Genomic DNA, 24985 nt, shown 5'->3' with positions numbered 1-24985 from the left:
TAGAAATTCTCCCATTATTTTGCTTTCAATACTATTATACCCCATTTGAGATTTTTTTGATAAATTCATTCAAAAAAAAGAGTGCAATATATCCTCTTTTTGAATGATTAATCCTCGTATGGTTGACCCCCATTTAACTCTAGTTTCGTTTCTCTTTTAGCCAGTTTTAGAGTTCTGTTCCCAAGATATTTTTTTAACGTATGTAAACTCAAATATTTCATAAGGCGTTTTTCCCTTGAGGCTAGCCATAGATATATCATGTTAAATTCTACTTTCAAGGATTTACTAGAATCTACTTTGCGAATTAACATTAAAAAACAAAAAGTGTACAAATTGATATTGCAATTTTGGAAAAACAAAAAGTTCTAAAGGGCTTGAAAAAAATACAAAAAACGTGTATAATAAAATACTGTTTAATATGAGAGATTAGGCCGATTTTTAGGTTGAAACTCGGATTTTTAAGATTGAGAAAAAGTTCTTGTACTTGAAAATCAAAGGGTTCACAATTTCCTAAAAAAATCAAGCCATAAAAGTCATTAAACACTTATTTTGTATATTACGGTTAATAAAGTGGGCTCGCAAAGGTAAATTTCTGCATTTAATTACAAAGAGCGAGGTGGATTTTTAATCGTATACTCATAAATTAACAAATGCAATCAAAATTTAATTTAGTGAGGTGAAGATTGTGCTACCACATCCAGTCACGATTGGAAAAAGAGAAAGAATGAGCTTTTCCAAGATCAAGGAAATAGCTGACGTGCCTAACCTTATAGAAATCCAGGTGGATTCTTATAAATGGTTCTTGGCAGAGGGCTTAAAAGAGGTATTTATCGATATGTCTCCAATTGAAGATTACACTGGTAATCTAATATTAGAGTTCGTTGACTACTCTTTAGATGAAAAGCCAAAGTACGATATTGAAGAATGTAAGGAAAGAGATACTACTTACTGTGCTCCTTTGAAGGTTAAGGTAAGACTTATCAACAAGGAGACAGGAGAAATCAAGGAACAGGAAGTATTTATGGGTGACTTCCCTCTAATGACAGACAGGGGTACATTCATAATAAACGGTGCTGAGAGAGTTATAGTTTCACAGCTTGTAAGATCTCCTGGTGTTTACTATGCAGAAGAAAGAGACAAGGCTGGTAACAGACTTATATCTTCTACAGTAATACCAAATAGGGGTGCTTGGTTGGAATACGAGACAGACTCAACAGGTGTAATATCTGTAAGAGTTGACAGAACTAGAAAGCAGCCAGTTACAGTTCTTCTAAGAGCCTTAGGAATTGGTTCAGATGCAGAAATCCTAGAATTATTAGGAGATGATGAGAGACTAAGACTTACTCTTGAAAAGGACAATACTACTAATGTAGAAGAAGGTCTAGTAGAGATATACAAGAAGTTAAGACCAGGTGAACCACCGACAGTAGAGAGTGCTTCTTCACTATTAAACTCACTGTTCTTCGATCCAAAGAGATACGACCTAGCCAAGGTTGGACGTTACAAGTTCAACAAGAAGCTTGCCCTAAGATACAGGATTATGGACAAGATAGCTACTAGAGATGTAGTAAATGAAGAAACAGGTGAAGTATTTGTTAAGCAGGGCGAAAATATAAGCTTTGAGACTGCAACAGCAATCCAGAATTCAGGAATAAATGCCGTTTGGGTAAGTGTTGCTGAAGACAAGGAAATAAAGGTTATAGGTAACAACTTTGTAGATATCAGAGCCCATGTTGACTTTGATATAGACGAACTAGGTATCAAGCCAGAGGTTCATTATCCAACTTTAAAGGAAATCCTAGACAAGTATGAAGATGATGAAGAGCTTAAGGAAGTAATAAAGGCCAACCACAAGGTCCTATCACCAAAGCATATATTATTAGATGATATCATAGCATCTATATCATATGAATTTGGCCTATTCTATATAATAGACGGTAAGGAGAGAGTTGGTAATATAGACGATATAGACCACCTAGGAAACAGAAGAATCAGATGTGTAGGTGAACTACTACAGAACCAGGTTCGTATAGGTTTTTCTAGAATGGAAAGAGTAATCAAGGAAAAGATGACGGTTCAGGACATGGAATCTATGACTCCACAGGCCCTTTTAAACATCAGACCAGTGTCTGCTGCTATTAAGGAATTCTTTGGATCATCACAGCTTTCTCAGTTCATGGACCAGACAAACCCACTATCAGAACTAACACACAAGAGAAGACTTTCAGCTCTAGGACCAGGTGGTCTATCAAGAGAAAGAGCAGGCTTCGAAGTGCGTGACGTTCACCACTCACACTACGGTAGAATGTGTCCGATAGAGACTCCAGAAGGTCCAAATATCGGTCTTATAAACTCACTTTCTACATATGCGAAGATAAATGAATATGGATTTATAGAATCTCCATATAGAAAATACGACAAGGTAAATAAGGTTGTAACTGACGAAATACACTACCTAACAGCAGATGAAGAAGACCTATATGTTAGAGCCCAGGCCAATGAACCACTTAATGAAGATGGTGGATTCATAAATAACAGGGTAATCTGTAGAACTGTACTAGGTGCTGTTGAACTTGTATCAGAGGATAGGGTAGACTACATGGATATCTCTCCTAAGCAGGTTGTATCAGTTGCCACAGCCATGATACCTTTCCTTGAAAACGACGACGCCAACAGAGCCCTAATGGGATCAAACATGCAGCGTCAGGCGGTACCTCTAGTGAGAAGAGAAGCTCCTATCATAGGTACAGGAATAGAGTATAGAGCAGCTAAGGACTCTGGAGCAGTTGTTGTATCAAAGAACGATGGTGTTGTTGATAGAGTATCAGCTGATGAAATAGTAATAAAGAAGAACAACGGAGACAAGGATAGATACAAGTTGCTTAAGTTCAAGAGATCTAACTCAGGTACTTGTGTAAACCAGACTCCTATAGTAACAAAGGGAGAACTAGTAAAGGCTGGAGACGTTATAGCTGACGGTCCTGCAACAGACCTAGGAGAAATCGCCCTTGGTAGAAACTGTCTGATAGCCTTCATGACATGGGAAGGTTACAACTACGAGGATGCCGTCTTAATCAACGAAAGACTTGTAAAGGAAGACAGATTATCTACTATCCACATCGAAGAATACGAATGTGAAGCTAGAGATACAAAGCTTGGACCAGAAGAAATCACTAGAGATATACCAAACGTAGGTGAAAATGCAATCAAGAACCTAGACGAAAGAGGTATCATCAGAATAGGTGCTGAGGTAGACTCAGGAGACATCCTAGTAGGTAAGGTTACTCCTAAGGGAGAAACTGAGCTGACAGCTGAAGAAAGACTTCTAAGAGCAATCTTCGGTGAAAAGGCTAGAGAGGTTAGAGATACTTCATTAAAGGTACCACATGGAGAATCTGGTATCATAGTAGACATCAGGATATTTACTAGGGAAAATGGAGACGACCTATCTCCAGGAGTAAACGAACTAGTAAGATGTTACATAGCTAAGAAGAGAAAGATAAAGGTCGGAGATAAGATGGCCGGACGTCACGGTAACAAGGGTGTTATCTCAAGAGTCCTTCCAGAAGAAGATATGCCATTCATGGCAGATGGTACTCCTATGGACATAGTACTGAATCCACAGGGTATACCTTCTCGTATGAACATCGGTCAGGTCCTAGAAATGCACTTGGGACTAGCTGCTAAGAAGCTAGGCTGGCATGTTGCTACATCAGTATTTGATGGAGCCAACGAGTACGATATCATGGACGCTCTTGAAATGGCAGGCTACCCAAGAGATGGTAAGCTACAGTTATTCGATGGACGTACAGGTGAGACATTCGACAATAGAATCACAGTTGGTTATATGTACTACTTAAAGCTACACCATCTAGTAGATGACAAGCTACATGCAAGAAGTACAGGACCATACTCACTAGTAACTCAGCAGCCACTAGGTGGTAAGGCTCAGTTCGGTGGACAGAGATTCGGGGAAATGGAAGTTTGGGCCCTAGAAGCATACGGTGCATCCCACATCCTTCAGGAAATCTTGACAGTTAAGTCAGACGACGTTAAGGGTAGAGTTGAGACTTATGAAGCTATCGTAAAGGGTGAAAACATACCTGAGCCAGGAATGCCAGAATCATTCAGAGTATTGATGAAGGAATTACAGTCACTTTGCCTAGATGTGAGTGCTCTTGACCAGGACGGCAAGATCATAGACATCAAGGAATCTGTTGATGAAGAAATACCAGAAGATTTTAAGATAGAGAGCATAGTGCCAGAAGATATAGAAGAAACTCATGTGATTGAGGAAGTTGAAGAAGATTCATATGACTATGAAGAAGAGGAATTCTCTGTTGATGCAGAAGATGAAGAAGACTTCATGGAAGATGATGATTTTCAAGAAGACTTTGAAGATGAAGAGTTTTAGTAGATAGGTAAATCCTTGGTGCATCCTTTCCAAAATGATGGATGCATCAGAGGTTTTGATATTATTTGCTAGCTAGAGGGTAACAGGAAAAATGTGGAGTATGTTTTGATATAGAGCATATTAGAGCCACTGAATATAAATTAGTATCGAAAGAAGGGAGAGAACTCCTTGTTTGAATTAAACAATTTTGAGTCGATAAAGATAGGTCTTGCTTCACCGGAAAGAATCAGACAGTGGTCAAGAGGGGAAGTCAAGAAACCAGAAACAATTAACTATAGAACACTAAAGCCAGAGAAGGACGGTCTATTCTGTGAAAGAATATTTGGACCTACTAAGGACTGGGAATGCCACTGTGGTAAGTATAGAAGAGTAAGATACAAGGGTGTAGTATGCGACAGATGTGGTGTCGAAGTTACTAAGGCCAAGGTAAGAAGAGAGAGAATGGGTCATATAGAGCTAGCTGCTCCTATGTCTCATATCTGGTACTTCAAGGGTATACCATCAAGAATGGGACTACTACTTGATATGTCACCAAGATCTCTTGAAAAGGTACTTTATTTTGCATCATATGTAGTAATCGATCCAGGGGAAACAGGTCTTGCCCACAAGCAGGTCCTAACTGAGAGAGAGTACAGAAATGCAGTAGAAAAGTATGGTTATGACTTTGAAGTAGGTATAGGTGCAGAGGCTGTCAAGAAGCTTCTTGAGAGAATAGACCTAGACCAGCAGTCAAAGGAACTAAGAGAAGACCTAGTAGATGCTACAGGTCAGAAGAGAATAAGAACAATCAGAAGATTGGAAGTTGTTGAAGCCTTCAAAAAGTCAGGCAACAAGCCAGAATGGATGATACTTGAGGCTATACCAGTAATACCGCCAGACCTAAGACCTATGGTTCAGTTAGATGGTGGTAGGTTTGCAACATCTGACCTTAATGACCTTTACAGAAGGGTTATAAACAGAAACAACAGACTAAAGAGACTTCTTGAGCTAGGTGCTCCAGAAATCATCGTTAGAAATGAAAAAAGAATGCTACAGGAAGCAGTAGATGCCCTAATAGACAATGGTAGACGTGGTAGACCAGTTACAGGACCTGGTAACAGACCACTTAAGTCTCTATCAGATATGCTAAAGGGTAAACAGGGACGTTTCAGACAGAACCTACTTGGTAAGAGAGTTGACTATTCTGGTCGTTCTGTTATCGTAGTTGGTCCAGAACTAAAGTTCTACCAGTGTGGTCTTCCAAAGAAGATGGCTCTTGAGTTATTCAAGCCATTCGTAATGGACAAGCTAGTAGAAAAGGGATATGCCCACAATATCAAGTCTGCAAAGACTATAGTAGAAAAGGTAAAACCAGAAGTTTGGGATGTGCTTGAAGAAGTAATCAAGAGCCACCCAGTCCTACTTAACCGTGCCCCTACTCTACATAGACTTGGAATTCAGGCCTTTGAGCCAGTTCTAGTTGAAGGTAAGGCTATCAAGCTTCACCCACTAGTGTGTACAGCCTATAATGCCGACTTCGACGGTGACCAGATGGCCGTTCACGTTCCGCTATCAGTAGAAGCCCAGGCAGAAGCAAGATACCTAATGCTATCAGTAAACAACATACTAGCACCTAAGGATGGATCTCCTATTACTACTCCTTCACAGGATATGGTTCTTGGTTCATACTACTTGACTATAGAAGCTCAAGAAGGTGCCAAGGGAACAGGTTCAGTATTCAAGGACTACAACGAACTACTACTTGCATACTTCAACCACAAGGTAGAAATACATGCAGCAGTTAAGCTAAGAGTTACTCTAGAAGATGGTAGAAAATCTCTAGTAGAGTCAACTGTAGGTAGGTTTATCTTCAATGAAGGTATACCTCAGGACCTTGGATTTGTAGATAGAGAAAAGGATCCATTTAGCCTAGAAGTAGACTTCCTTACTGACAAGAAGTCACTAGGAAAGATTATAGATAAGTGCTTTAGAAAGCACGGAAATACTAAGACAGCAGAGCTACTTGACTATGTTAAGTCAATGGGTTACAAGTACTCAACAGTAGGTGGTATAACAGTTGCCGTTGCAGACATGGATATACCAGAGGCTAAGTATACATACATCAAGGAAGCAGAAGCCCTAGTAGACAAGTACGAAAAGGCCTACAGAAGAGGTCTAATATCTAATGACGAAAGATACGAAAAGGTAATCGAGACTTGGACAGAGACAACTGAGAAGGTTACTGATGCCCTAATGGATGGACTAGACAGAATGAATAACATATTCATAATGGCCCATTCAGGAGCCAGAGGTTCTAAGAACCAGATAAGACAGCTGGCTGGTATGCGTGGTCTGATGGCCAATGCATCTGGTAAGACAGTGGAAATTCCGGTTAAGTCTAACTTCCGTGAAGGTCTATCAGTTATGGAATACTTTACATCTTCACATGGTGCCAGAAAGGGTCTTGCCGATACAGCCCTTCGTACAGCCGATTCAGGTTACTTGACAAGAAGACTAGTTGACGTCAGCCAGGACGTTATAGTTAGAGATATAGATTGTGGTACTACTGAAACTACTGAAATATTTGCTATCAAGGATGGAAACGAAGTAATCGAGGAAATCAGAGATAGAATAGTTGGTAGATACACAATAGACCCAATCATTGATCCTGCTACAGGTCAGGAATTAGTACCAGCAGACACAATGATCCTAGAAGATGACGCAGACAGAATAGTTGCTGCAGGCATCGAAAAGGTAAAGATAAGAACAGTACTTAATTGTAAGACTGAACACGGTGTTTGTGCTAAGTGTTACGGTAGAAACCTTGCAACTGGTAAGCCAGTAAACATCGGTGAATCAGTAGGTATAATAGCTGCCCAGTCAATCGGTGAACCGGGTACACAGCTTACAATGCGTACCTTCCATACAGGAGGAGTTGCCGGTGGAGACATCACTCAGGGTCTTCCAAGAGTCGAGGAATTGTTCGAGGCTCGTAAGCCAAAGGGTCTTGCAGTCATCACAGAGATATCTGGTACAGTACAGATAGATGAATCAGGCAAGAGAAAAGAAGTTATAGTTACATCTGCAGATGGTGAATCTGAAGTATATCCAATACCTTATGGTTCAAGAATAAAGGTAAAGAACGATATGTATGTTGAAGCCGGAGAGCCACTTACTCAGGGTTCTATCAACCCTCATGATATAGTAAGGGTAAATGGTATCGGTGGAGTTCAGGAATACATCGTTAAGGAAGTACAGAGGGTCTACAGACTGCAGGGTGTTGATATCAACGACAAACATATAGAAGTAATCGTAAGACAGATGCTATCTAAGGTAAAGGTTGAAGATCCAGGAGATACAGACCTACTACCAGGTGGATACGAAGAAGTTCTTACATACAACAAGTGCAATGAAGAAGCAATAGCTAAGGGACTTAGACCAGCAGTAGCTAAGAGAGTCCTACTAGGTATTACTAAGGCATCACTTGCTACAGACTCATTCCTATCAGCAGCATCATTCCAGGAGACTACAAGAGTCCTTACAGACGCTGCTATCAAGGGTAAAGAAGACCACTTGATAGGTCTAAAGGAGAATGTAATCCTTGGTAAGCTGATACCAGCAGGAACAGGTATGAAGAAGTATAGAAATATAGCCATAGAAAAAGACGAACCAGTAGTTGAAGTTGAAGAAGTTGAAGAAATAGAAGAAATAGAAGAAATAGAAGAAATAGACGTAGCTGAAGACGATATGATGGTATAGTCTAAAAAGACCCCCGAGTGGGGTCTTTTTTTATAAATTTTTAAAAAGTGAAAGAAATTTACAAACTTAACCGTATAATATTATAAAAGAGCTTATGTAGATGCATCTAAGGATTTAATGAACAATGTAAAAATCCCTAGGATATTGACCATCCTAGGGACTTTTAGTTGTGTATTTATAAACTCAATTCTGTAATACCGATATTATACAGCTAATAGAGTCTGATGTCGATATATATTTATTATCTAGGGTATAGCATCTGTATTACTGTATTATCAGCTAGTGAGTTCATACCACCTATTATAAGGGCATATCCACTCTTTTCTATATCCCAGCCAGCATCTGCCTTGGCAGGAAGTTTTATTAAGAATTCCTTCATATCTGAATTGTCTCTACCATCAGCTATTAGTAGAAGACCTGCATTTCTAGGCTTTATAAGGTTGATTGCACTTATAGAGTCTGGGAACTTTCTACCGTCTACAAATAGCAAGTTGTCATAGCCTGCCATTTCTCTCATAACGGCCTTACCAGTTTCATACCTATTTTGACCTGAAAGTCTAACTCCACCATTTTGAGCGACTGATGATTCACCACCTATAGTGTAGCTTACATGAGATCCAGCAGGTATATTGTAATTTCTTGAACCATCAACCAACATAAGACCTAATTTTTTATTATTGCATAGGGCAGAGGCTGTTAGGGCATCTGGGAAGTTTCTTCCATCTGCAACAGCTAGGTTTTTAAATCCACCCATCTTTAGAGTAGCCAAGTTTCTCTCATAAGCACTTGCGTGTCCTATTCTTACAACATTAGTACCAGGCATAAATCTCTTGATATATTTTTCAGTAGAGGCAAATATTTCTTTTTCACTACCCAAGATGTATACAGTCTTACTGTGATAATATCCCTTCATAAATCCTATATTTGCATAGTCAGGCCTTACCAGTAAAAGTCTGGCATTGAATGCGCTACATATATTTTGAGCACTAAGACCATCCTGGAAACTATTTTGGTTTACTATTACTGTAGGTACACTCTGACCAGCTGGTAGAGGGTGTACATCAGTAGCGTTCTTATGAGGGTTTAGAGAGTTGGCTGTGTACTCAGAAGTCTTAATTCTATCCCTTCCATAAAACCTTTTCCAAGACCCATCAAAACCACCGTATGGCCTATAGTTTTTCCATAGGGCATCAGATGAGGCGCCTATACCGGACAAGATAAGAACTCCAACACATAGTACAGATAAAATTTTCTTTGTAAATTTCATTACTATCACCTTCCTAATAATATTTTGTTATAATATTATACCATATTACAGTATAAAAAACATAACTATAATATAAAAATCTTGAGAACCAAGTAAGTTAATCCTCAGCCTATATCCCACGATAAAAGATTAGTAGATATGTTCTGCCACAGAGTAATAAATATGACTGTTGATAAATAAATTAAAATAATTTTATTAAAGTGAATATGAAGAAGAACATTAAAAATGATATTTATTAAACAAAATTAATACCCTGTATAACTTTAATAAATAAAATATTATCAAAAAAATAGGGCTAAAAATTAAAAAAAATAAGAGTACTCCTGAAAAATTTCATATTAAATTCATATATAATTCAAGGATGATTTGAAAGTAAAAAATGATAAAGGCTTTTCTATACGGTACTGAAAGTGTCTATATGGTTTTCAGCTGGTTATCAAATGTATCTCGAAAGGATATATAATAAAGTTAGACTTAATTTTAGAAAATACAAACTAAATTCAAATTAAGAATATAAAATATAGATATAGATAATCTGAGTCAAACTTTAAAAAATAAAAACTAATTGGAAGGTTTTCGGGGGGAAAGGTTATGGACTTTATTTTAGAAATCAACAAATCAATCGGAGAGGTAGTATGGGGCTGGCCTATGCTGATACTACTATTAGGAACAGGCTTACTGCTAAGTAGCATTACAAGGTTTACTATTATTAGAAAATTTGCCTATATTATAAAGAGTACCTTGTTCAAGATGTTCAAAAAGGATGCAGGTGGAGACGGAGAGGTATCGGCATTTCAGGCGGTTTCAACAGCCCTAGCAGCAACTGTAGGTACAGGTAATATAGCAGGTGTATCACTTGCAATAGCAGTAGGTGGACCTGGTGCAGTATTTTGGATGTGGCTATCAGCTATACTTGGAATGACAACAAAATTTTCTGAAGTAGCCCTAGCAGTTACATATAGGGTCAAGAATGATGATGGTTCTTTTTCAGGTGGACCTATGTACTATATTCAAAGAGGTCTAGGTCACAAGGGACTTGCCAAGATATTTGCACTATTTGGAGCCTGTGCATCATTTGGTATAGGGTGTATGACTCAATCAAACTCTATAGCAGAGGCTCTTAATGTTTCATTTGGAGCCAACAAGACTATAGTCGGTGTAGTTCTAATGGTGCTTGCTGGTGTAGTAATACTTGGAGGTATAAAGAGAATTGGTGCCGTAGCAGAGAAGCTAGTTCCACTTATGGCCCTACTTTATATAGTTGGAGCTCTTGCAATTATATTTATAAACATAAACCAGGTACCACACGCATTTGGCTTGATATTCGGTTCAGCATTTACAGGTCATTCAGCAGTGGGTGGATTTGCAGGATCAACTCTTAAGATGGCCATGAGAAACGGTATAGCAAGAGGAGTATTTACAAATGAAGCTGGTCTTGGTAGTGCACCTATAGCTCATGCAGCAGCAACTACGGACCATCCAGTTAGACAGGGTATGTGGGGAGTATTTGAAGTATTTATGGATACTATAGTTATCTGTTCAATGACAGCCCTAGTGGTATTGGTATCTGGAGTATGGAACTCTGGGCTACAGGGAGCAGCCCTTACTACAGCTGCCTTCCAGCAGGGATTTACGGGTGGACAGTATATAGTATCAGTTGGGCTTACCCTATTTGCCTTTACTACAATATTGGGTTGGTCATACTATGGTGAAAAGTGTACAGAGTACTTACTTGGCAAAAAAGCAGTCATGGCGTACAGGATTTTATATATACCACTAGTATTGGTTGGATCAATCGGCGGACTACAGACTATATGGGCTATATCAGATACACTAAACGGTCTTATGGCACTGCCAAACTTGATTGCCTTGGTATTGATGTCAAAGGTAGTCGTTAACCTAGTACAGGACTTCTTTAAGGATCCTGAGAGGGTAAGGACATCAGAGGAAGAGTATCTAGGGGCAGTACCAGAAAAGTATCAACCTAAGTAAAGCACACAAGGACAAAAAATACAAAATAACATTAAAACATCCCAAAGTTTACTTTAATGTTAAGGCAATGTTAAAAGGCGTATGATAAATAATTCATACGCCTTTTTTCTTTTAACATATGTACTAAGGCGATTTTCTGTTGAGATATTCCGTTTTTATAGCTTACCATACCTTCCTGTGCATTTGCAGCAATTGGTGTTAAAGTTGTCAAGCAAAAAAAGAGTGAAGACTTTGTCTTCACTCAAAATTATAATCTATTCAACTGTAACTGATTTAGCAAGGTTTCTTGGCTTGTCAACATCTAACCCTCTAAGAGTTGATACGTTAAGTGCAAGTAACTGCATTGGAACAACAGCTATTATAGGTGATAGTAGGTCGTCTGAGTCTGGTATATAAATTACTTCATTAGATACCTTTTCAACTTCCTTGTTGTGTCTCTGAGCGATTGCTACCACATAAGCACCCCTAGCTCTTACTTCTTCCATGTTGGATACCATCTTATCGAACATATTTTGCTGAGTAGCTATAGTTATAACAGGCGTACCATCTTCAATAAGGGCTATAGTACCGTGCTTTAATTCTCCTGCTGCGAATGCTTCTGCGTGTATATAAGATATTTCCTTAAGCTTTAGAGAACCTTCCATAGCTAGTGAGTAGTCGATACCCCTTCCTAGGAAGAAGGCGTGTTCTTTTTCAACCATTCCCTTGGCTACTGTTTCTACCAGCTTGGCATTATCCAGTACTTCCTGGATCTTAGCAGGTATGCCCTTCATTTTTTCTATAGTTTCATGGTAGAAGTCCTTATCTATCTTGCCCATTTCAAGAGCGAAGTTAAGAGCCATCATATATAGGGCTACTATCTGAGTAGTGTAGGCCTTAGTAGATGCAACTGCTATCTCTGGTCCAGCCCATGTGTAGAATACGTCATCTGCCTCTCTTGCTATTGATGAACCTACAACATTTGTAACTGCAAGGATCCTAGCACCCTTTTTCTTTGAGTCTCTTAGAACTGCTAGGGTATCTGCTGTTTCACCTGACTGGCTGACAAGGATAACTAGTGAGTGTTCGTCAACGAAGTTATCATTGTATCTAAATTCTGATGCTATATCTGTTGTAACAGGAATTCCCATGAATTTCTGCATTGCTGTCTTTCCTAGTACACCTGCATGGTAGGCTGTACCACAAGCAACTATATAAATATTCTTTACTGACTCAAGGTATTCCCTGTCCAACTTGATGTCATCTAGGACTATATTGCCATCTTCATTTAGTCTTCTTTCAAGAGTCAACTTGATACCTTCTGGCTGTTCAAAGATTTCCTTTTCCATAAAGCAAGAATATCCACCCTTTTCAGCAGCCTTTGTATCCCAATCTATATGGTTAAGAGTTTTATCAACTAAGTTTCTTTCTTCATCATATATCTTAATGTCACCATCCAGTATATGGACAACTTCGCCATTGTCTAGGTAGTAGACGTCTCTTGTGTATTTTAATAGGGCTGGTATATCTGATGCTATAAAGGCTTCATCTTCACCAACGCCTGCTATAAGTGGGCTATCCTTTCTAACAGCCACTAATTCATTGTTGTGGTCTGCTGATACAACACCTAAGGCATAGGCACCTCTTAGGTCTCCTATAGTCTTGTATACGGCATCCAAAAGGTTGCCATCATAGTACTTGTCTAATAGGTGGGCTATTACTTCTGTATCTGTCTTAGATACAAATACAACGCCCTCAGCTTCTAATTGAGATCTTAGTTCTAGGTAGTTTTCTATTATACCATTGTGAACTACTGCTAGGGTCTTGTCTTTGTTAAAATGAGGATGGGAGTTTACATCTGAAGGCTCACCATGAGTTGCCCATCTAGTATGTCCTATACCTGCACTTCCTATGATGTTGTTTTCCTTTAGACTATCTGCAAGGACTGATAGCCTTCCTTGGAACTTTCTTATTTCAAGCTCATTACCAGTGTTTACAGCAACCCCTGCTGAATCATAACCCCTGTATTCAAGCTTAGACAGACCATCGACTATGACGTCTGCTGCATTTCTCTTACCTAAATATCCTACTATTCCACACATTTTCTGTTCCTCCTAAAATATAAATAAGAAACAGGCCCCTACTAGTAGACCCTTTGTTACAGGATCACTCCTGCTTTTAAGGTATACCTTTCGATGGTAGGCCACCGCGAAGTATCCGCCGAATATCTCGATTTCTTCGTCCTCGTTAACTGAAATATCAGTCTGGCGCTAAGCATACAAATGTCTTATCAACACATAAATGCATGACAATGCTTGTGTTAACATTTCAAATACTTTTTAATAATTGATACAAACTACAATTGTAACCTCCGACTCAAATTTGCAAGGAGCAAATTGACACCATGCAGATTGAATCAAGACCTATGTTCTTAGGTTGAATGTGTGTGAACCTGAGAGATAATCAATATTATGACCCTAAGTTCTTCAACCGTAAGACTATTTTACCACAAAAACTTAAATTTTGCTTAGGTATTTTGCAAGTTTGTTAAATAATGTTTTCAATATCACTAGCAAAACGTATTCAAGATGAAGTGTGTCACTGTCATTAGCGACATTATAACGGTGACTATTGATATTGCAATTTTAGCTCCTCTAAGTTAATAAAAACTATATGACTTATCGACTATCTACTTTTCATACATAGCGACGCTATAAGTGTTTGGGTTAAAATATAATGACATGGGCAATACATATATAGAGTCCATACTTAGGTCTATCTTTCTTTTCGAGGCAGATAAATATGAACGATATACTAGCTGTGAGCAATAAAAAGTTTTTGTGGTATCTTTATCTGCGGTTATTTTGTAAGGGGTTCCTACTTTACCACACGCCCAATCCGTAGCGACCTGTGCCCATGTTTTGTTTGTGTTTTCAAATTTGTTTTCTCCTCCATATACTCTTGAGGCATAACAAGTATTATATCTAGATAACCAATCATATTTATATTTTCTTACTCCCGATCTTACAGCTTCTACAACCGTAGATCCATCTACCAACATAGCAGCATGTCCGTGTCTTAGACAATGATAACTTTTGTTATCATTGGTAATAAGTATATCTCCTTTAGTTAATCTGCTAAAATCTGACGGATTTCCAGCTGATCTAGGTCTTATCTTAGGCTCATTAATTTCCTTTTTCATTAAAATAATACCTATTTTTTCTAATTTACTCATATTTTTTAAAATACATTGTGTTTCGGTAGGTAAATTGTTAAATTCATATAAGAATTAATAACTTAATTTTTTTCATTGATTCTTCCTATAAATACATGTGAATTAAATTTTCTTTCGTAGTCTTCTTCTTTGATGATGTTGATTTTTTTATGTTTTATTAATTTAAAGTCCTTGTCGTATATTGAAATACTATTTTTAGAAATAAATATTATATTATTCACTTTGTCAAGTCCAATAGATTGAGGGTAATAGTCAAGTGAAATACTAGTAACTTCTTCTTTATTCATGTCTATATACATGACATCTTTTTTATTTTTAAATGCAACTAGATTAATATCTTCAAATAATATAATTTTATCATTTACTAATATTAAATCTGCAAACACATATCTATAGTCTTTATTAGGTATTACAATATTAGATTTTTCCTTTGTTTTGAGATTATATTTGGTTATGATATATTCACGAATTTGTCCTTTTTCATCATCTTCGGTATATTTTCCAAGTATGTATGCAGTATCATTACTCAAATTTGTACATAGAACTTCATTTATACCTTCTATGGATAGCTCATCTTTCTTTTTCATATGATTGTATAAAGTAACTTTATTTGTATCATTTTTGTAGTAATATAAATCAGATTTATACTCAAAAATTGAAGGAGATAGAGTGGTATTTATTTTTTCGTTGCTAGTTGCTGTATTTTTTTCCTTGTTATAAATACCAAGGTTGGATTTTCCTAAGAGTATTTCCACTGAGTAAATATTATTTTTTCCAACGTGAAAATAGCTGGGATAATTATTAATTTTTATTTTTGTCTGTTTAAAATTATTTTTATTGACTTTTAATAAATCATTGTTATTGGAAAATATACTAGAGTCTTGGACGAAATAAAAAGATTTATCATCTTGTTCAATTTTATTATAGTTGAAAATCCTTAAAAAAATCTTTTGCATCTAGATGTAAGTTTCCAATTTTTGCAAGTGATTTATTAAAAAAAGTAATTTCCGGCCTACTATCTCCCTGAACCATAACTATACCAATGTAGTAGTCTTTCGTAAACAACTCATTTTTCATATTTACTAGCAAGAAAGATATTAAAGTAATTATCAGAAATGCTATTCCTGAAATTTTCTTTTTCATTTCGATAGACCTCCTTTTATACGCTTTTCAATTACCATTATATAAATATATAGGCATATAATCAATACTTTAAAATGATTAAACATTTAAATTTAACCATATTTTACACTTTACAGTAAATTAGTATATTTCGATTAAATCATAAAAATATTGTGTGTTTTACATTTATTTTACAAAGTCATAGTAGATACTTTACATTTGTATAATAATATAATAGTCAAGGAGATAGGTTGACTGGCTTATAATGCCTAGTCGAATATCAAGTAGGAATTATAAATATAAGGTAAGTTTATTCTAAATATGATTGAAGGAGGTTAAGGAATGAGACTTAAAAAGAAAATCGGATCACTAGTAATTTTAACAGGTATGGTATCAATAATGGCAACAGGATGTGGTAGTTCAGGGAAATCTGCTAGTTCATCTTGGGATAGCAGCAAGGATATATCTATAATATCTCGTGAAGACGGTTCAGGTACAAGAGGCGCCTTTGTAGAATTGTTCAAGATAGAAGAAAAAAATGGAGATAAAAAGGAAGATATGACTACTCAAGATGCTGAAATAACTAATAGTACTTCAGTAATGATGACTAGTGTAGCAGGCAATGAATATTCCATAGGTTATGTATCTTTGGGTTCTTTAAATGACAAGGTAAAGGCCCTAAAGATAGATGGGGTTGAGGCAAATGAGAAAAACATAAAGGATAAGACTTATAAAATAGCTAGAAACTTTAATATAGCAACTAAAAAGGACAAGAAAAATCCTATATCAGAAGACTTTATAAACTACATAATGAGTAAAGAGGGACAGAAGGTAGTATCTGATAACCACTTTATACCCCTTGATTCTGCAAAAGAATTTACATCTTCCAAGCCATCAGGAAAGATAACAGTAGGAGGTTCTTCATCAGTATCTCCAGTCATGGAAAAGCTAATAGAGTCTTACAAGAAGCTAAATCCTAGCGCTGATATCGAACTACAGACTACAGATTCTACTACAGGCATGACTTCTGCAGCAGATGGCAGCTATGATATAGGTATGGCATCTAGGGAGTTAAAAGACAGTGAATTGTCAAAGGGACTAGAGCCTAGGGTAATAGCTATAGATGGTATAGCAGTCATAGTAAATAAGGCAAATACTACAAGTGAATTGACTATGGACCAGGTCAAGAAGATATATACAGGCCAGGTGATGACTTGGGAAGAGGTAACAAAATAAATGAAAGAAAGTCAATGGTATGAAAGATTTATGAAGATAGTATTTATGCTTGCAGCCCTAACATCAGTAATGGCTGTAGCACTAATATGTGTATTTCTTTTCTATAATGGTTTGTCAGCTATAGGCCAGGTTGGATTTATGAAATTCATAACTGGTAGAATCTGGAAACCAAATATGGACATGTACGGAATATTCCCAATGATAGTCGGAAGTATTTACGTAACAGCTGGAGCCATCCTAGTGGGTGTACCAATAGGCATACTTACATCAGTATTTATGGCTATGTACTGTCCAGAGAAAATATATAGACCCCTAAAGGCTGCAAGTGAACTACTAGCAGGTATACCCTCAGTAGTCTACGGATTCTTTGGTCTAGTGGTATTGGTACCTTGGACTAGGCAGTTTTCCCACCTACTTAATGGTATGGGACTTATATCATATAGCGGTAATGGAAGTGGTATATTTGTAGCTTCTATCCTGCTGGGTACGATGATACTACCAACTATAATAGGAGTTACAGAATCTGCTATACGTTCTGTAAACAAGTCTTATTATGAGGGAGCTCTTGCCTTAGGAGCTACCCATGAAAGAGCAATTTTTAAGATTATAATTCCAGCAGCTAAGTCAGGCCTAATAGCAGGTATAGTCCTTGGTATAGGTCGTGCAATAGGTGAGACTATGGCAGTTATAATGGTGGCTGGCAACCAGGCCAGGATGCCGATTGGAATATTTAAGGGAGTCAGGACCCTTACAGCAAATATCGTTATAGAGATGGGCTATGCAACCGACTTACACAGGGGGGCGCTAATAGGGACAGGTCTAGTCTTGTTCGTATTCATACTGATTATAAATGCGAGTGTGAGCCTACTAAACAGGAGGTCTAGCAATGAATAAAGAATCGAATATAAAAGAGAGGCTAAGACAATATAAGGCTCATCCAAAGTCCCTTGTAGTAATGTTACTAGTAATGCTTGCTACGGTTATGACTTTTGCAGTACTGATAGGTATTATAGCCTACATACTTATAAATGGTCTTCCCTATATAAATTCTTCTATTTTTGAATTTAAGCATACGTCTGAGAATGCATCATTGATGCCAGCCCTTATAAATACGCTTATTATGACCCTGATTTCGCTAGTAATAGCAGTTCCACTTGGGATATTTGCTGCTATATTCCTAGTTGAGTACGCAAGCAGGGGCAATAAGCTATTGGGACTGATAAGACTCACTACTGAGACCCTGTCAGGTATACCATCAATAGTATATGGTCTATTTGGACTACTCTTCTTTGTAGATACATTGGGCTGGGGATTTTCCATGATAGCAGGGGCTTTTACCCTGGCTATAATGATCCTTCCACTGATAATCAGGACTACAGAAGAGGCCCTAAAGTCCGTTCCAAATTCTTTTAGAGAGGGTAGTTTTGGACTTGGGGCAGGAAAGCTAAGGACTGTATTTAAGATAGTCCTTCCTTCAGCAGTGCCTGGAATACTGGCGGGAATAATCTTGGCAGTAGGAAGGATAGTTGGAGAGACAGCAGCTCTTATGTATACAGCTGGTACTGCAGCCAATGTGCCGAGCTCTATAATGGGTTCAGGTAGGACTTTGGCAGTTCATATGTATACTTTGGCAAGTGAAGGCCTATATATGAACCAGGCCTATGCAACAGCAGTCGTAATACTAGTTATGACTGTTGGAATAAATACGCTTTCTAGTGTTGTTGCTAGAAGGTTGGTAAAGAATTAAAGAAAGAGGAAAACAATAGATGGGAATATTAAGTATAAAAAACCTAGACCTGTATTATGATGATTTTAAGGCTCTTAAAAATATCAATATGGAGATAGAAAAAAATAAGATAACAGCCTTTATAGGGCCTAGTGGTTGTGGCAAGTCTACCCTATTGAAGTCAATAAACCGCATGAACGACTTAGTTGAGTCTTGTAGGATAGATGGGGAGATATTGTTGGACGGCAAGGATATCTACAAGGGATATGATGTCAACCAGCTAAGAAAGAGAGTGGGTATGGTATTTCAAAAGCCCAATCCCTTCCCTATGAGTATATATGACAATATAGCCTTTGGACCTAGAACTCATGGCATAAAAAAGAAGAGCCAGTTGGATGATATAGTTGAAAAATCTCTTAGGGATGCAGCCATATGGGATGAGACTAAGGATAGGCTTAAAAAGTCTGCTTTAGGTATGTCTGGCGGCCAGCAGCAGAGGATATGCATAGCTAGAGCTCTTGCAGTAGAACCAGAGATAATACTTATGGACGAACCGACATCGGCCCTTGACCCCATATCTACATCTAGGATAGAGGAGCTAGCAATGGAGCTGAAAAAAGACTACACAATAGTCATGGTGACACACAATATGCAGCAAGCAGTGCGTGTATCTGATAATACAGCATTTTTTTTGATGGGTGAAGTAGTCGAATACAACAACACAGAAAAGTTATTCTCTATACCTGCAGACAAGCGTACAGAGGACTATATAACAGGAAGGTTTGGTTAAGATGGTTAAAGAAAATATTTTTGATAAGAAGCTCAAGAAACTAGATGAGGACCTTACTCGTATGGGTGAGTTATGTGAAATAGCTATAGCAGAGGCTACCAAGGCCCTTATAGAAGGAAATACAGACCAGGCGAGGGCAGTTATAGAGGCAGATGAAGAGATTGACCAGATGGAAAAAGACATAGAGAGGATATGTCTTAGGTTGTTACTCCAGCAGCAGCCTGTTGCCAAAGACCTTAGAAAGATATCTTCAGCCCTAAAGATGATTACGGATATGGAGCGTATAGGAGACCAGACTTCAAATATAGCTGAGATAGTATTGACTTTTAAAAATGAAGATACAGTTGATATAAAGGGCATAGGTACAATGGCTGAGGCTACATCTAGGATGGTAAGGCACTCCATAAAGGCCTATGTAGACAATGACCTTGAAATGGCAAGGTATGTAATGGAAGAGGACGACAAGATAGACAAGTTCTTCGGGAAGGTAAGGACCAATGTGGCGGACTATATCCAAAACAATAATGTAGAAAATGCTGAGTGGATATTCGATATTATAATGGTTACAAAATACCTTGAAAGGATAGGAGACCATGCGACAAATATAGCTGAGTGGGTTGAGTTCTCTATTACTGGAGTTCATAGGGCAGGTCGCTCTTAAAACTAATATCATGTTGTATATAAAATATATATTGAATGTATATCATAATAAAGCACACCTTGATTATACTAGGTACAAACTATAAATATAAAAAACTGAATTAATAAAAAGAAATATATATAAAATTGTATGATAGATAAACTGTATAGTCTTAAGGCTATGCAGTTTTTTGCGGATAAAGGGGTGGTAATTTGGTATAATAGTATTAGGATTATGCAGGATTAAAATTATAGCCTAGGATTGGATTTTGAGGCTATGGACAGCTTATAAACTATGGGCACTATTCGGGTGCCTGCATGTATAGATAAATTGTTATGGAATATAGAGGAGGAAGTTATGGTATTTTATATTGAAGACGACGATAATATTAGAGATTTGGTAATATATACACTTGAGAGTACAGGTATGGAGGCTAGAGGATTTGAGAATCCCAAGAAATTTTGGGCGACACTTGAATACGAACTTCCTGATCTAGTCCTGTGCGATATTATGCTTCCGGAAGAGGACGGTTTGTCTATACTCAAAAAACTAAGGGCATCCTCTAAAACAAGGAACATACCTATAATAATGCTAACAGCCAAGGGTTCTGAATACGACAAGGTAATAGGTCTTGACTCAGGTGCAGATGATTATGTGACTAAACCATTTGGCATGATGGAGCTGATATCTAGGATAAAGGCTGTTATGAGAAGGTCTAGTATAGAGACAGACAAGAAGTGCCTAGTTATAGGGGATGTAATGTTGGACCCTGAAAGACATGAAGTAAGGGTTGACCAAGACCAAGTGAGCCTTACCCTAAAGGAATTTGACCTACTATATCTCCTGATGAAAAATCCAAACATAGTCATGACAAGAGATAAAATATTGGAGACTGTTTGGGGATATGATTTTGGTGGAGAGACCAGGACTGTTGATGTTCATATTAGGACACTTAGGCAGAAACTAGGTTTAAGTGGCGATATAATAGAGACCATAAGGGGAGTAGGATATAGGGTAGGTGATAGAAATGAAAGATAGGGTCCAAAAGGTCCTGATGTTTTCACTTAGTCTTGTCCTTATAATATCCTACCTAGTCATGGTTGTATTTGTCTATAGGCAGGACCTTAGACTTATGAAGTATGAGGTCAAGCAAGAGGCCAAGTATATACAGGAGGCTGTGAATATAGCAGGCTCCCAGTATTTAGAGAGCATTGATAATGTTGACAAAAACACTAGAATAACCAAGATAGACAAGGATGGCAAAGTCCTATATGACTCCCAGGGAAGAAAAGACCTGGAAAATCATAAGACGAGAAAAGAAGTAGTAGAGGCGCTTAAAAATGGATACGGTGAAGACGTTAGAAGGTCTGAAACTATAGGCAAGAATATGTATTACTATGCCCTTATTCTAAATGATAAAAGTGTAATCAGGGTATCCAAGACCATGTACAATATGGTGGCTATTGCTATTGATTTTCTACCATTTATGTTGGGTATTTTCTTGATTATGCTACTCCTATCTTGGATGATAGCAAGGTGGCAGACTAGAAGGATTATAGGTCCAATTAACGATATAGACCTAGAAAATCCCCTAGAAAATATCACTTATAGGGAGCTTGAACCACTTTTGGTGGCTATGGATTTAAACAATAAGCAAAAGGATATGGTGTCCAATATGAGAAAGGAATTTTCAGCCAATGTTTCCCACGAGTTAAAGACACCCCTTACATCCATATCCGGCTATGCTGAGATTATGAAAAATGGCATAGTCAAGGAAAAAGACATCACTAATTTTGCGGATAGGATCCATAAAGAAGCAAGTAGATTGATAAAACTTGTCAACGATATTATAAATATATCTAGATTGGACGAGGGATATGTAGATATAGAAAAAGAGGATGTTGACCTGTTTGAAATGTCCAGAGAGATAAGTTCACGACTAGCCAAGCAGGCCAATGACAAGGGTATAAAGGTAGCCTTAGAAGGAGAAAGAGTCATATGTCATGGCATAAGGCAGATACTGGATGATATGGTCTATAACCTAGTTGAGAATGCTATAAAGTACAACAAGGAAAATGGCAAGGTAACTATATGGGTAGGCAGTACCCTTGATGGAGTAAAGATACGTGTTACTGATACCGGAATAGGTATAGCTGATGAGGAAACAGATAGGATATTTGAGAGGTTTTACAGGGTGGACAAGAGCCACTCCAAGGAGATAGGCGGAACAGGTCTGGGCCTATCTATTGTCAAGCACGGTGCCATGGTCCACGGGGCAAGTCTAAGTGTTGACAGCAAGCTTGGAGAGGGTAGTGTATTTGAGATAAGATTTCCTAATGCTTAAAGGGTTTTAAAATCTTGGCTAGGACTATCCTAAGATCGAGTTCCATAGCAAAGACAGAACCAACAACTATAAGAGCACCTATTATTTGGATAATTTTCATGTTTTCTCCAAATATGAAAAAGGCTAATATACTTGCAAATGTTGGTTCAAGGGCTACCATCATGCTAGGCAAGGATGTGCCTATATAGTGGGTAGACTTTACATATAGGTTGTTGGATACGAATGTGCACAATATACCAATAACAAGGATATGTAATAAGTAGAACATAGGATTATTTGAACTTGTGACACTTGATACAAGCCTAGGTATGTCAGTAAAGAACAGGATAAAGATACTAGAAGACATAAATCCATATAAGAGGATTGTGTCTTTTTGTATTTTACCCTCTACAAAACGTGGTAGGACTATCTGCATTGCAAAGGTCATACCATTGAATATGGCTGCCAGTATTCCTAGGGTGTCTAGGTTTGCTCCACTTGTGGAGAATATGTCTATAATACACATACAACCAAAGATACAGGTTGATACTACGATTATCTTTTTTAGGCTGATCTTGTCCTTAAAGAATATATATCCAAATATAGTGACCCATATAGGGTTTGAAAACATAAGGACAGTCGCTACTGATAGGGGTATCCTAGACACGGCAAAACTATAGGCGGATATACCTATTGCAAAGTTGAGTATACCGTAGAAGGCACAAAATATAAGTCCCTTCATATCGACCTTGTAGGCAGATTTATTTGTGAAGTACAAAAATATGGCTGTTAGGACAAAACCAAAGCTAGACCTCACAAAGGATATGTCATAGGAGTTCATCTGTATTTCGTTTAGGTAACGACTGCTGACACCCATAAAACCCCACATGAATGTAGCTATAACCATCATTATAATACCTTTTTGTCTATGTTTATTTTTCATTTATATTTTCACCTTCTCTTTTGGTATTTTTATTATCTGAGTACCTATCTAATATTATATCGACCATATCAAAGAGGGCTGTTTCAAGGCTGGAACGATTGTATATAGGGTAGTCAGCGACCTCTTCATAGTAGGACTTTCTATTATTATATAGGTCAAATATCCTACTGGAGTTCGATTTTATAAGTGGTCTATCTTCTAGTGATGACTTGTCTATTATGGTCTGACAGTCTCTTACTATATAAAAGACCATGTCTGAGTTGTTTAATATTTCTCTGTTTTTTTCCCTTGTTATGCAACCACCACCTGTTGATATGATAGTGTTCTCTAGCTTACAAGTTGCTAATAGGGCCTCTTCTTCATAGTCTCTAAATGCGCTTTCTCCCTCTTTTTTGAATATGTCTTCAAGTTTTTTACCAGTTGTGTCCTCTATATACTTATCTAGGTCTACAAAGCCTATACCCAAAAGGTCAGCGAGTAGGCTACCAAGACTAGTCTTACCGCTGGCTGGCATACCGACCAAGTAAATAGGTTTGAGGCTTTCTTTAAAATCTAGAGACTGTTTGAAGTATGTGTTTTCTATTATATTGGTTTTGTTAAAGTGCCTGTATATATCAGAGGCTGTATCCTTATCTATTTGGATATTGTTCCATATTTCTACTGCCCTGATAGCCTGGTAGACTAGCATCTTAAGGCCGTTTTGACACTTCAAGCCAGACCTTCTAGCGTCTCTTAGGAACTTGGTTTCACATGGATTGTATATAAGGTCTACTGCTATATCAAAATTTTTGAATATCTCTTTAGAAAGTGCTGATTGGTCGAGGTTTGGAAACATTCCTAGGGGAGTGGTGTTAAATACTATCTTGCCCTTGATTTTATCTAGCTGATCGTAGCCTACAAATTCTATATCAGGTCTAGTGTTTTCAGGTCCCATAATAGATTCAAGGTCATCTATACCCTTTTGAGGATTTCTAGAGGCTATATATATTTTTTCTGCCCCTTCATTTAAGAGATAGGCTATAAGGGGTAGGCAAGCTCCACCGTAACCCAATATTAGGAAGGTAGATGATTTTAGGGGGAGGTAGTCCTCTAGGCTGGCCTGAATCCCGTAATAATCTGTATTGTAGCCTGACAATTTACCTTGGTTTATTTTTATAGTATTTATGGAGCCTATTGACCTGGCGAGGTCATCTATATTATCTAGTAGAGGAATCACATCCTTTTTGTAGGGGATTGTGACATTGATACCTGACATAGGACTGGATATAGGCCCAGACATAGAACTCCTATAAAGACTCTTTATAATGGACTCAAGGTCCTCTCTTGGAAATTCAATCAAGCTATAGTCTGCATTTATATTTAGTTTTTGGTATATATATTGGTGGATTTGTGGTGATATGGAGTGTGAAAGGTGTTCACCTAGCAGTCCAAAGTGTTTCATAATTACCTCCATTTATTATGCGATTTCAATTGACAAGTTTGCCTATATTAATCAATTTAAATATATTATAACAAATATAGGTTGTTAAAAAAATACTTTCAATAATTTAAGAGTTGATAATAGACATACAATAAATTAT

General features: G+C 37.5%; 17 protein-coding genes. 10 read left to right on the top strand and 7 right to left on the bottom strand.

Features of this window, described 5'->3' with window-relative positions:
* Positions 1-724: 724 nt before the first annotated feature.
* Together rpoB and rpoC are read left to right on the top strand one after the other, a co-directional pair.
* The gene (gene rpoB, locus HMPREF0631_RS01465) at positions 725-4414 is read left to right on the top strand and encodes a DNA-directed RNA polymerase subunit beta (RefSeq protein WP_100068877.1); all 3690 of its coding nucleotides are present in this window, start codon (positions 725-727) and stop codon (positions 4412-4414) included.
* A gap of 168 nt (positions 4415-4582) precedes the next feature.
* The gene (gene rpoC / locus HMPREF0631_RS01460; protein WP_002842891.1) at positions 4583-8152 is read left to right on the top strand and encodes a DNA-directed RNA polymerase subunit beta'; all 3570 of its coding nucleotides are present in this window, start codon (positions 4583-4585) and stop codon (positions 8150-8152) included.
* Between the two features lie 241 nt (positions 8153-8393).
* On the opposite strand, the gene HMPREF0631_RS01455 is transcribed toward rpoC, so the two are convergent.
* Entirely contained in the window at positions 8394-9419 is a 1026-nt protein-coding gene (locus HMPREF0631_RS01455; RefSeq protein WP_002842987.1) for a cell wall-binding repeat-containing protein, read from the bottom strand.
* 591 nt (positions 9420-10010) lie between these two features.
* Between HMPREF0631_RS01455 and HMPREF0631_RS01450 the strand changes: the two genes are divergently transcribed.
* Positions 10011-11411, top strand: coding sequence for an alanine/glycine:cation symporter family protein (locus HMPREF0631_RS01450; RefSeq protein WP_002842850.1), 1401 nt, complete (start codon positions 10011-10013; stop codon positions 11409-11411).
* A gap of 254 nt (positions 11412-11665) precedes the next feature.
* Here the strand turns inward: HMPREF0631_RS01450 and glmS are convergent, their stop codons facing one another.
* The 4 genes from glmS to HMPREF0631_RS10095 all read right to left on the bottom strand — a co-directional run bounded on the left by glmS (position 11666) and on the right by HMPREF0631_RS10095 (position 15768).
* A complete protein-coding gene (gene glmS, locus HMPREF0631_RS01445; RefSeq protein ID WP_002843083.1) occupies positions 11666-13492 on the bottom strand; it encodes a glutamine--fructose-6-phosphate transaminase (isomerizing) in 1827 nt (608 codons plus the stop codon).
* Positions 13493-14079: 587 nt separating this feature from the next.
* Complete coding sequence (locus HMPREF0631_RS01440) at positions 14080-14592, bottom strand: YiiX/YebB-like N1pC/P60 family cysteine hydrolase (RefSeq protein WP_002842928.1); 513 nt, start codon at positions 14590-14592, stop codon at positions 14080-14082.
* Positions 14593-14687: 95 nt separating this feature from the next.
* Positions 14688-15581 carry an ABC transporter permease gene (locus tag HMPREF0631_RS01435; protein WP_242821654.1) on the bottom strand — a complete coding sequence of 298 codons (894 nt, stop codon included), beginning with the start codon at positions 15579-15581 and terminating at the stop codon, positions 14688-14690.
* Positions 15547-15768, bottom strand: coding sequence for a hypothetical protein (locus HMPREF0631_RS10095; protein WP_002843008.1), 222 nt, complete (start codon positions 15766-15768; stop codon positions 15547-15549). Before HMPREF0631_RS10095 ends, HMPREF0631_RS01435 begins: the two co-directional genes overlap by 35 nt.
* A gap of 321 nt (positions 15769-16089) precedes the next feature.
* Here HMPREF0631_RS10095 and HMPREF0631_RS01430 point away from each other — a divergent pair, with 321 nt between their 5' ends.
* From HMPREF0631_RS01430 to HMPREF0631_RS01400, 7 genes are all read left to right on the top strand, one after another.
* Positions 16090-16983, top strand: coding sequence for a substrate-binding domain-containing protein (locus tag HMPREF0631_RS01430; protein WP_002842968.1), 894 nt, complete (start codon positions 16090-16092; stop codon positions 16981-16983).
* The gene (gene pstC, locus HMPREF0631_RS01425; RefSeq protein ID WP_002842992.1) at positions 16984-17877 is read left to right on the top strand and encodes a phosphate ABC transporter permease subunit PstC; all 894 of its coding nucleotides are present in this window, start codon (positions 16984-16986) and stop codon (positions 17875-17877) included.
* Positions 17870-18730 carry a phosphate ABC transporter permease PstA gene (gene pstA / locus HMPREF0631_RS01420; protein WP_002842864.1) on the top strand — a complete coding sequence of 287 codons (861 nt, stop codon included), beginning with the start codon at positions 17870-17872 and terminating at the stop codon, positions 18728-18730. Before pstC ends, pstA begins: the two co-directional genes overlap by 8 nt.
* A 19-nt stretch (positions 18731-18749) precedes the next feature.
* The gene (gene pstB, locus HMPREF0631_RS01415) at positions 18750-19499 is read left to right on the top strand and encodes a phosphate ABC transporter ATP-binding protein PstB (RefSeq protein ID WP_002842999.1); all 750 of its coding nucleotides are present in this window, start codon (positions 18750-18752) and stop codon (positions 19497-19499) included.
* A 1-nt stretch (position 19500) separates the two neighbouring features.
* Positions 19501-20160, top strand: a complete 660-nt coding sequence (phoU, locus tag HMPREF0631_RS01410) for a phosphate signaling complex protein PhoU (RefSeq protein WP_002843069.1) — start codon at positions 19501-19503, stop codon at positions 20158-20160.
* Positions 20161-20496: 336 nt separating this feature from the next.
* Positions 20497-21177 (top strand): response regulator transcription factor, encoded by a 681-nt coding sequence (locus HMPREF0631_RS01405; RefSeq protein ID WP_002843049.1) that lies wholly within the window; start codon positions 20497-20499, stop codon positions 21175-21177.
* The gene (locus HMPREF0631_RS01400) at positions 21167-22483 is read left to right on the top strand and encodes a sensor histidine kinase (protein ID WP_002842984.1); all 1317 of its coding nucleotides are present in this window, start codon (positions 21167-21169) and stop codon (positions 22481-22483) included. The genes HMPREF0631_RS01405 and HMPREF0631_RS01400 overlap by 11 nt, the downstream gene beginning before the upstream one ends.
* On the opposite strand, the gene HMPREF0631_RS01395 is transcribed toward HMPREF0631_RS01400, so the two are convergent.
* The gene (locus tag HMPREF0631_RS01395; protein WP_002842941.1) at positions 22473-23405 is read right to left on the bottom strand and encodes a DMT family transporter; all 933 of its coding nucleotides are present in this window, start codon (positions 23403-23405) and stop codon (positions 22473-22475) included. The genes HMPREF0631_RS01400 and HMPREF0631_RS01395 overlap by 11 nt on opposite strands.
* Complete coding sequence (locus HMPREF0631_RS01390; RefSeq protein ID WP_002842879.1) at positions 23395-24846, bottom strand: shikimate kinase; 1452 nt, start codon at positions 24844-24846, stop codon at positions 23395-23397. Before HMPREF0631_RS01390 ends, HMPREF0631_RS01395 begins: the two co-directional genes overlap by 11 nt.
* Between the last annotated feature and the right edge of the window lie 139 nt (positions 24847-24985).

The sequence above is a fragment of the Peptostreptococcus anaerobius 653-L genome (assembly GCF_000178095.1).
GTDB lineage: Bacteria > Bacillota > Clostridia > Peptostreptococcales > Peptostreptococcaceae > Peptostreptococcus > Peptostreptococcus anaerobius.
This window is presented reverse-complemented; position numbering and strand designations above follow the sequence as displayed.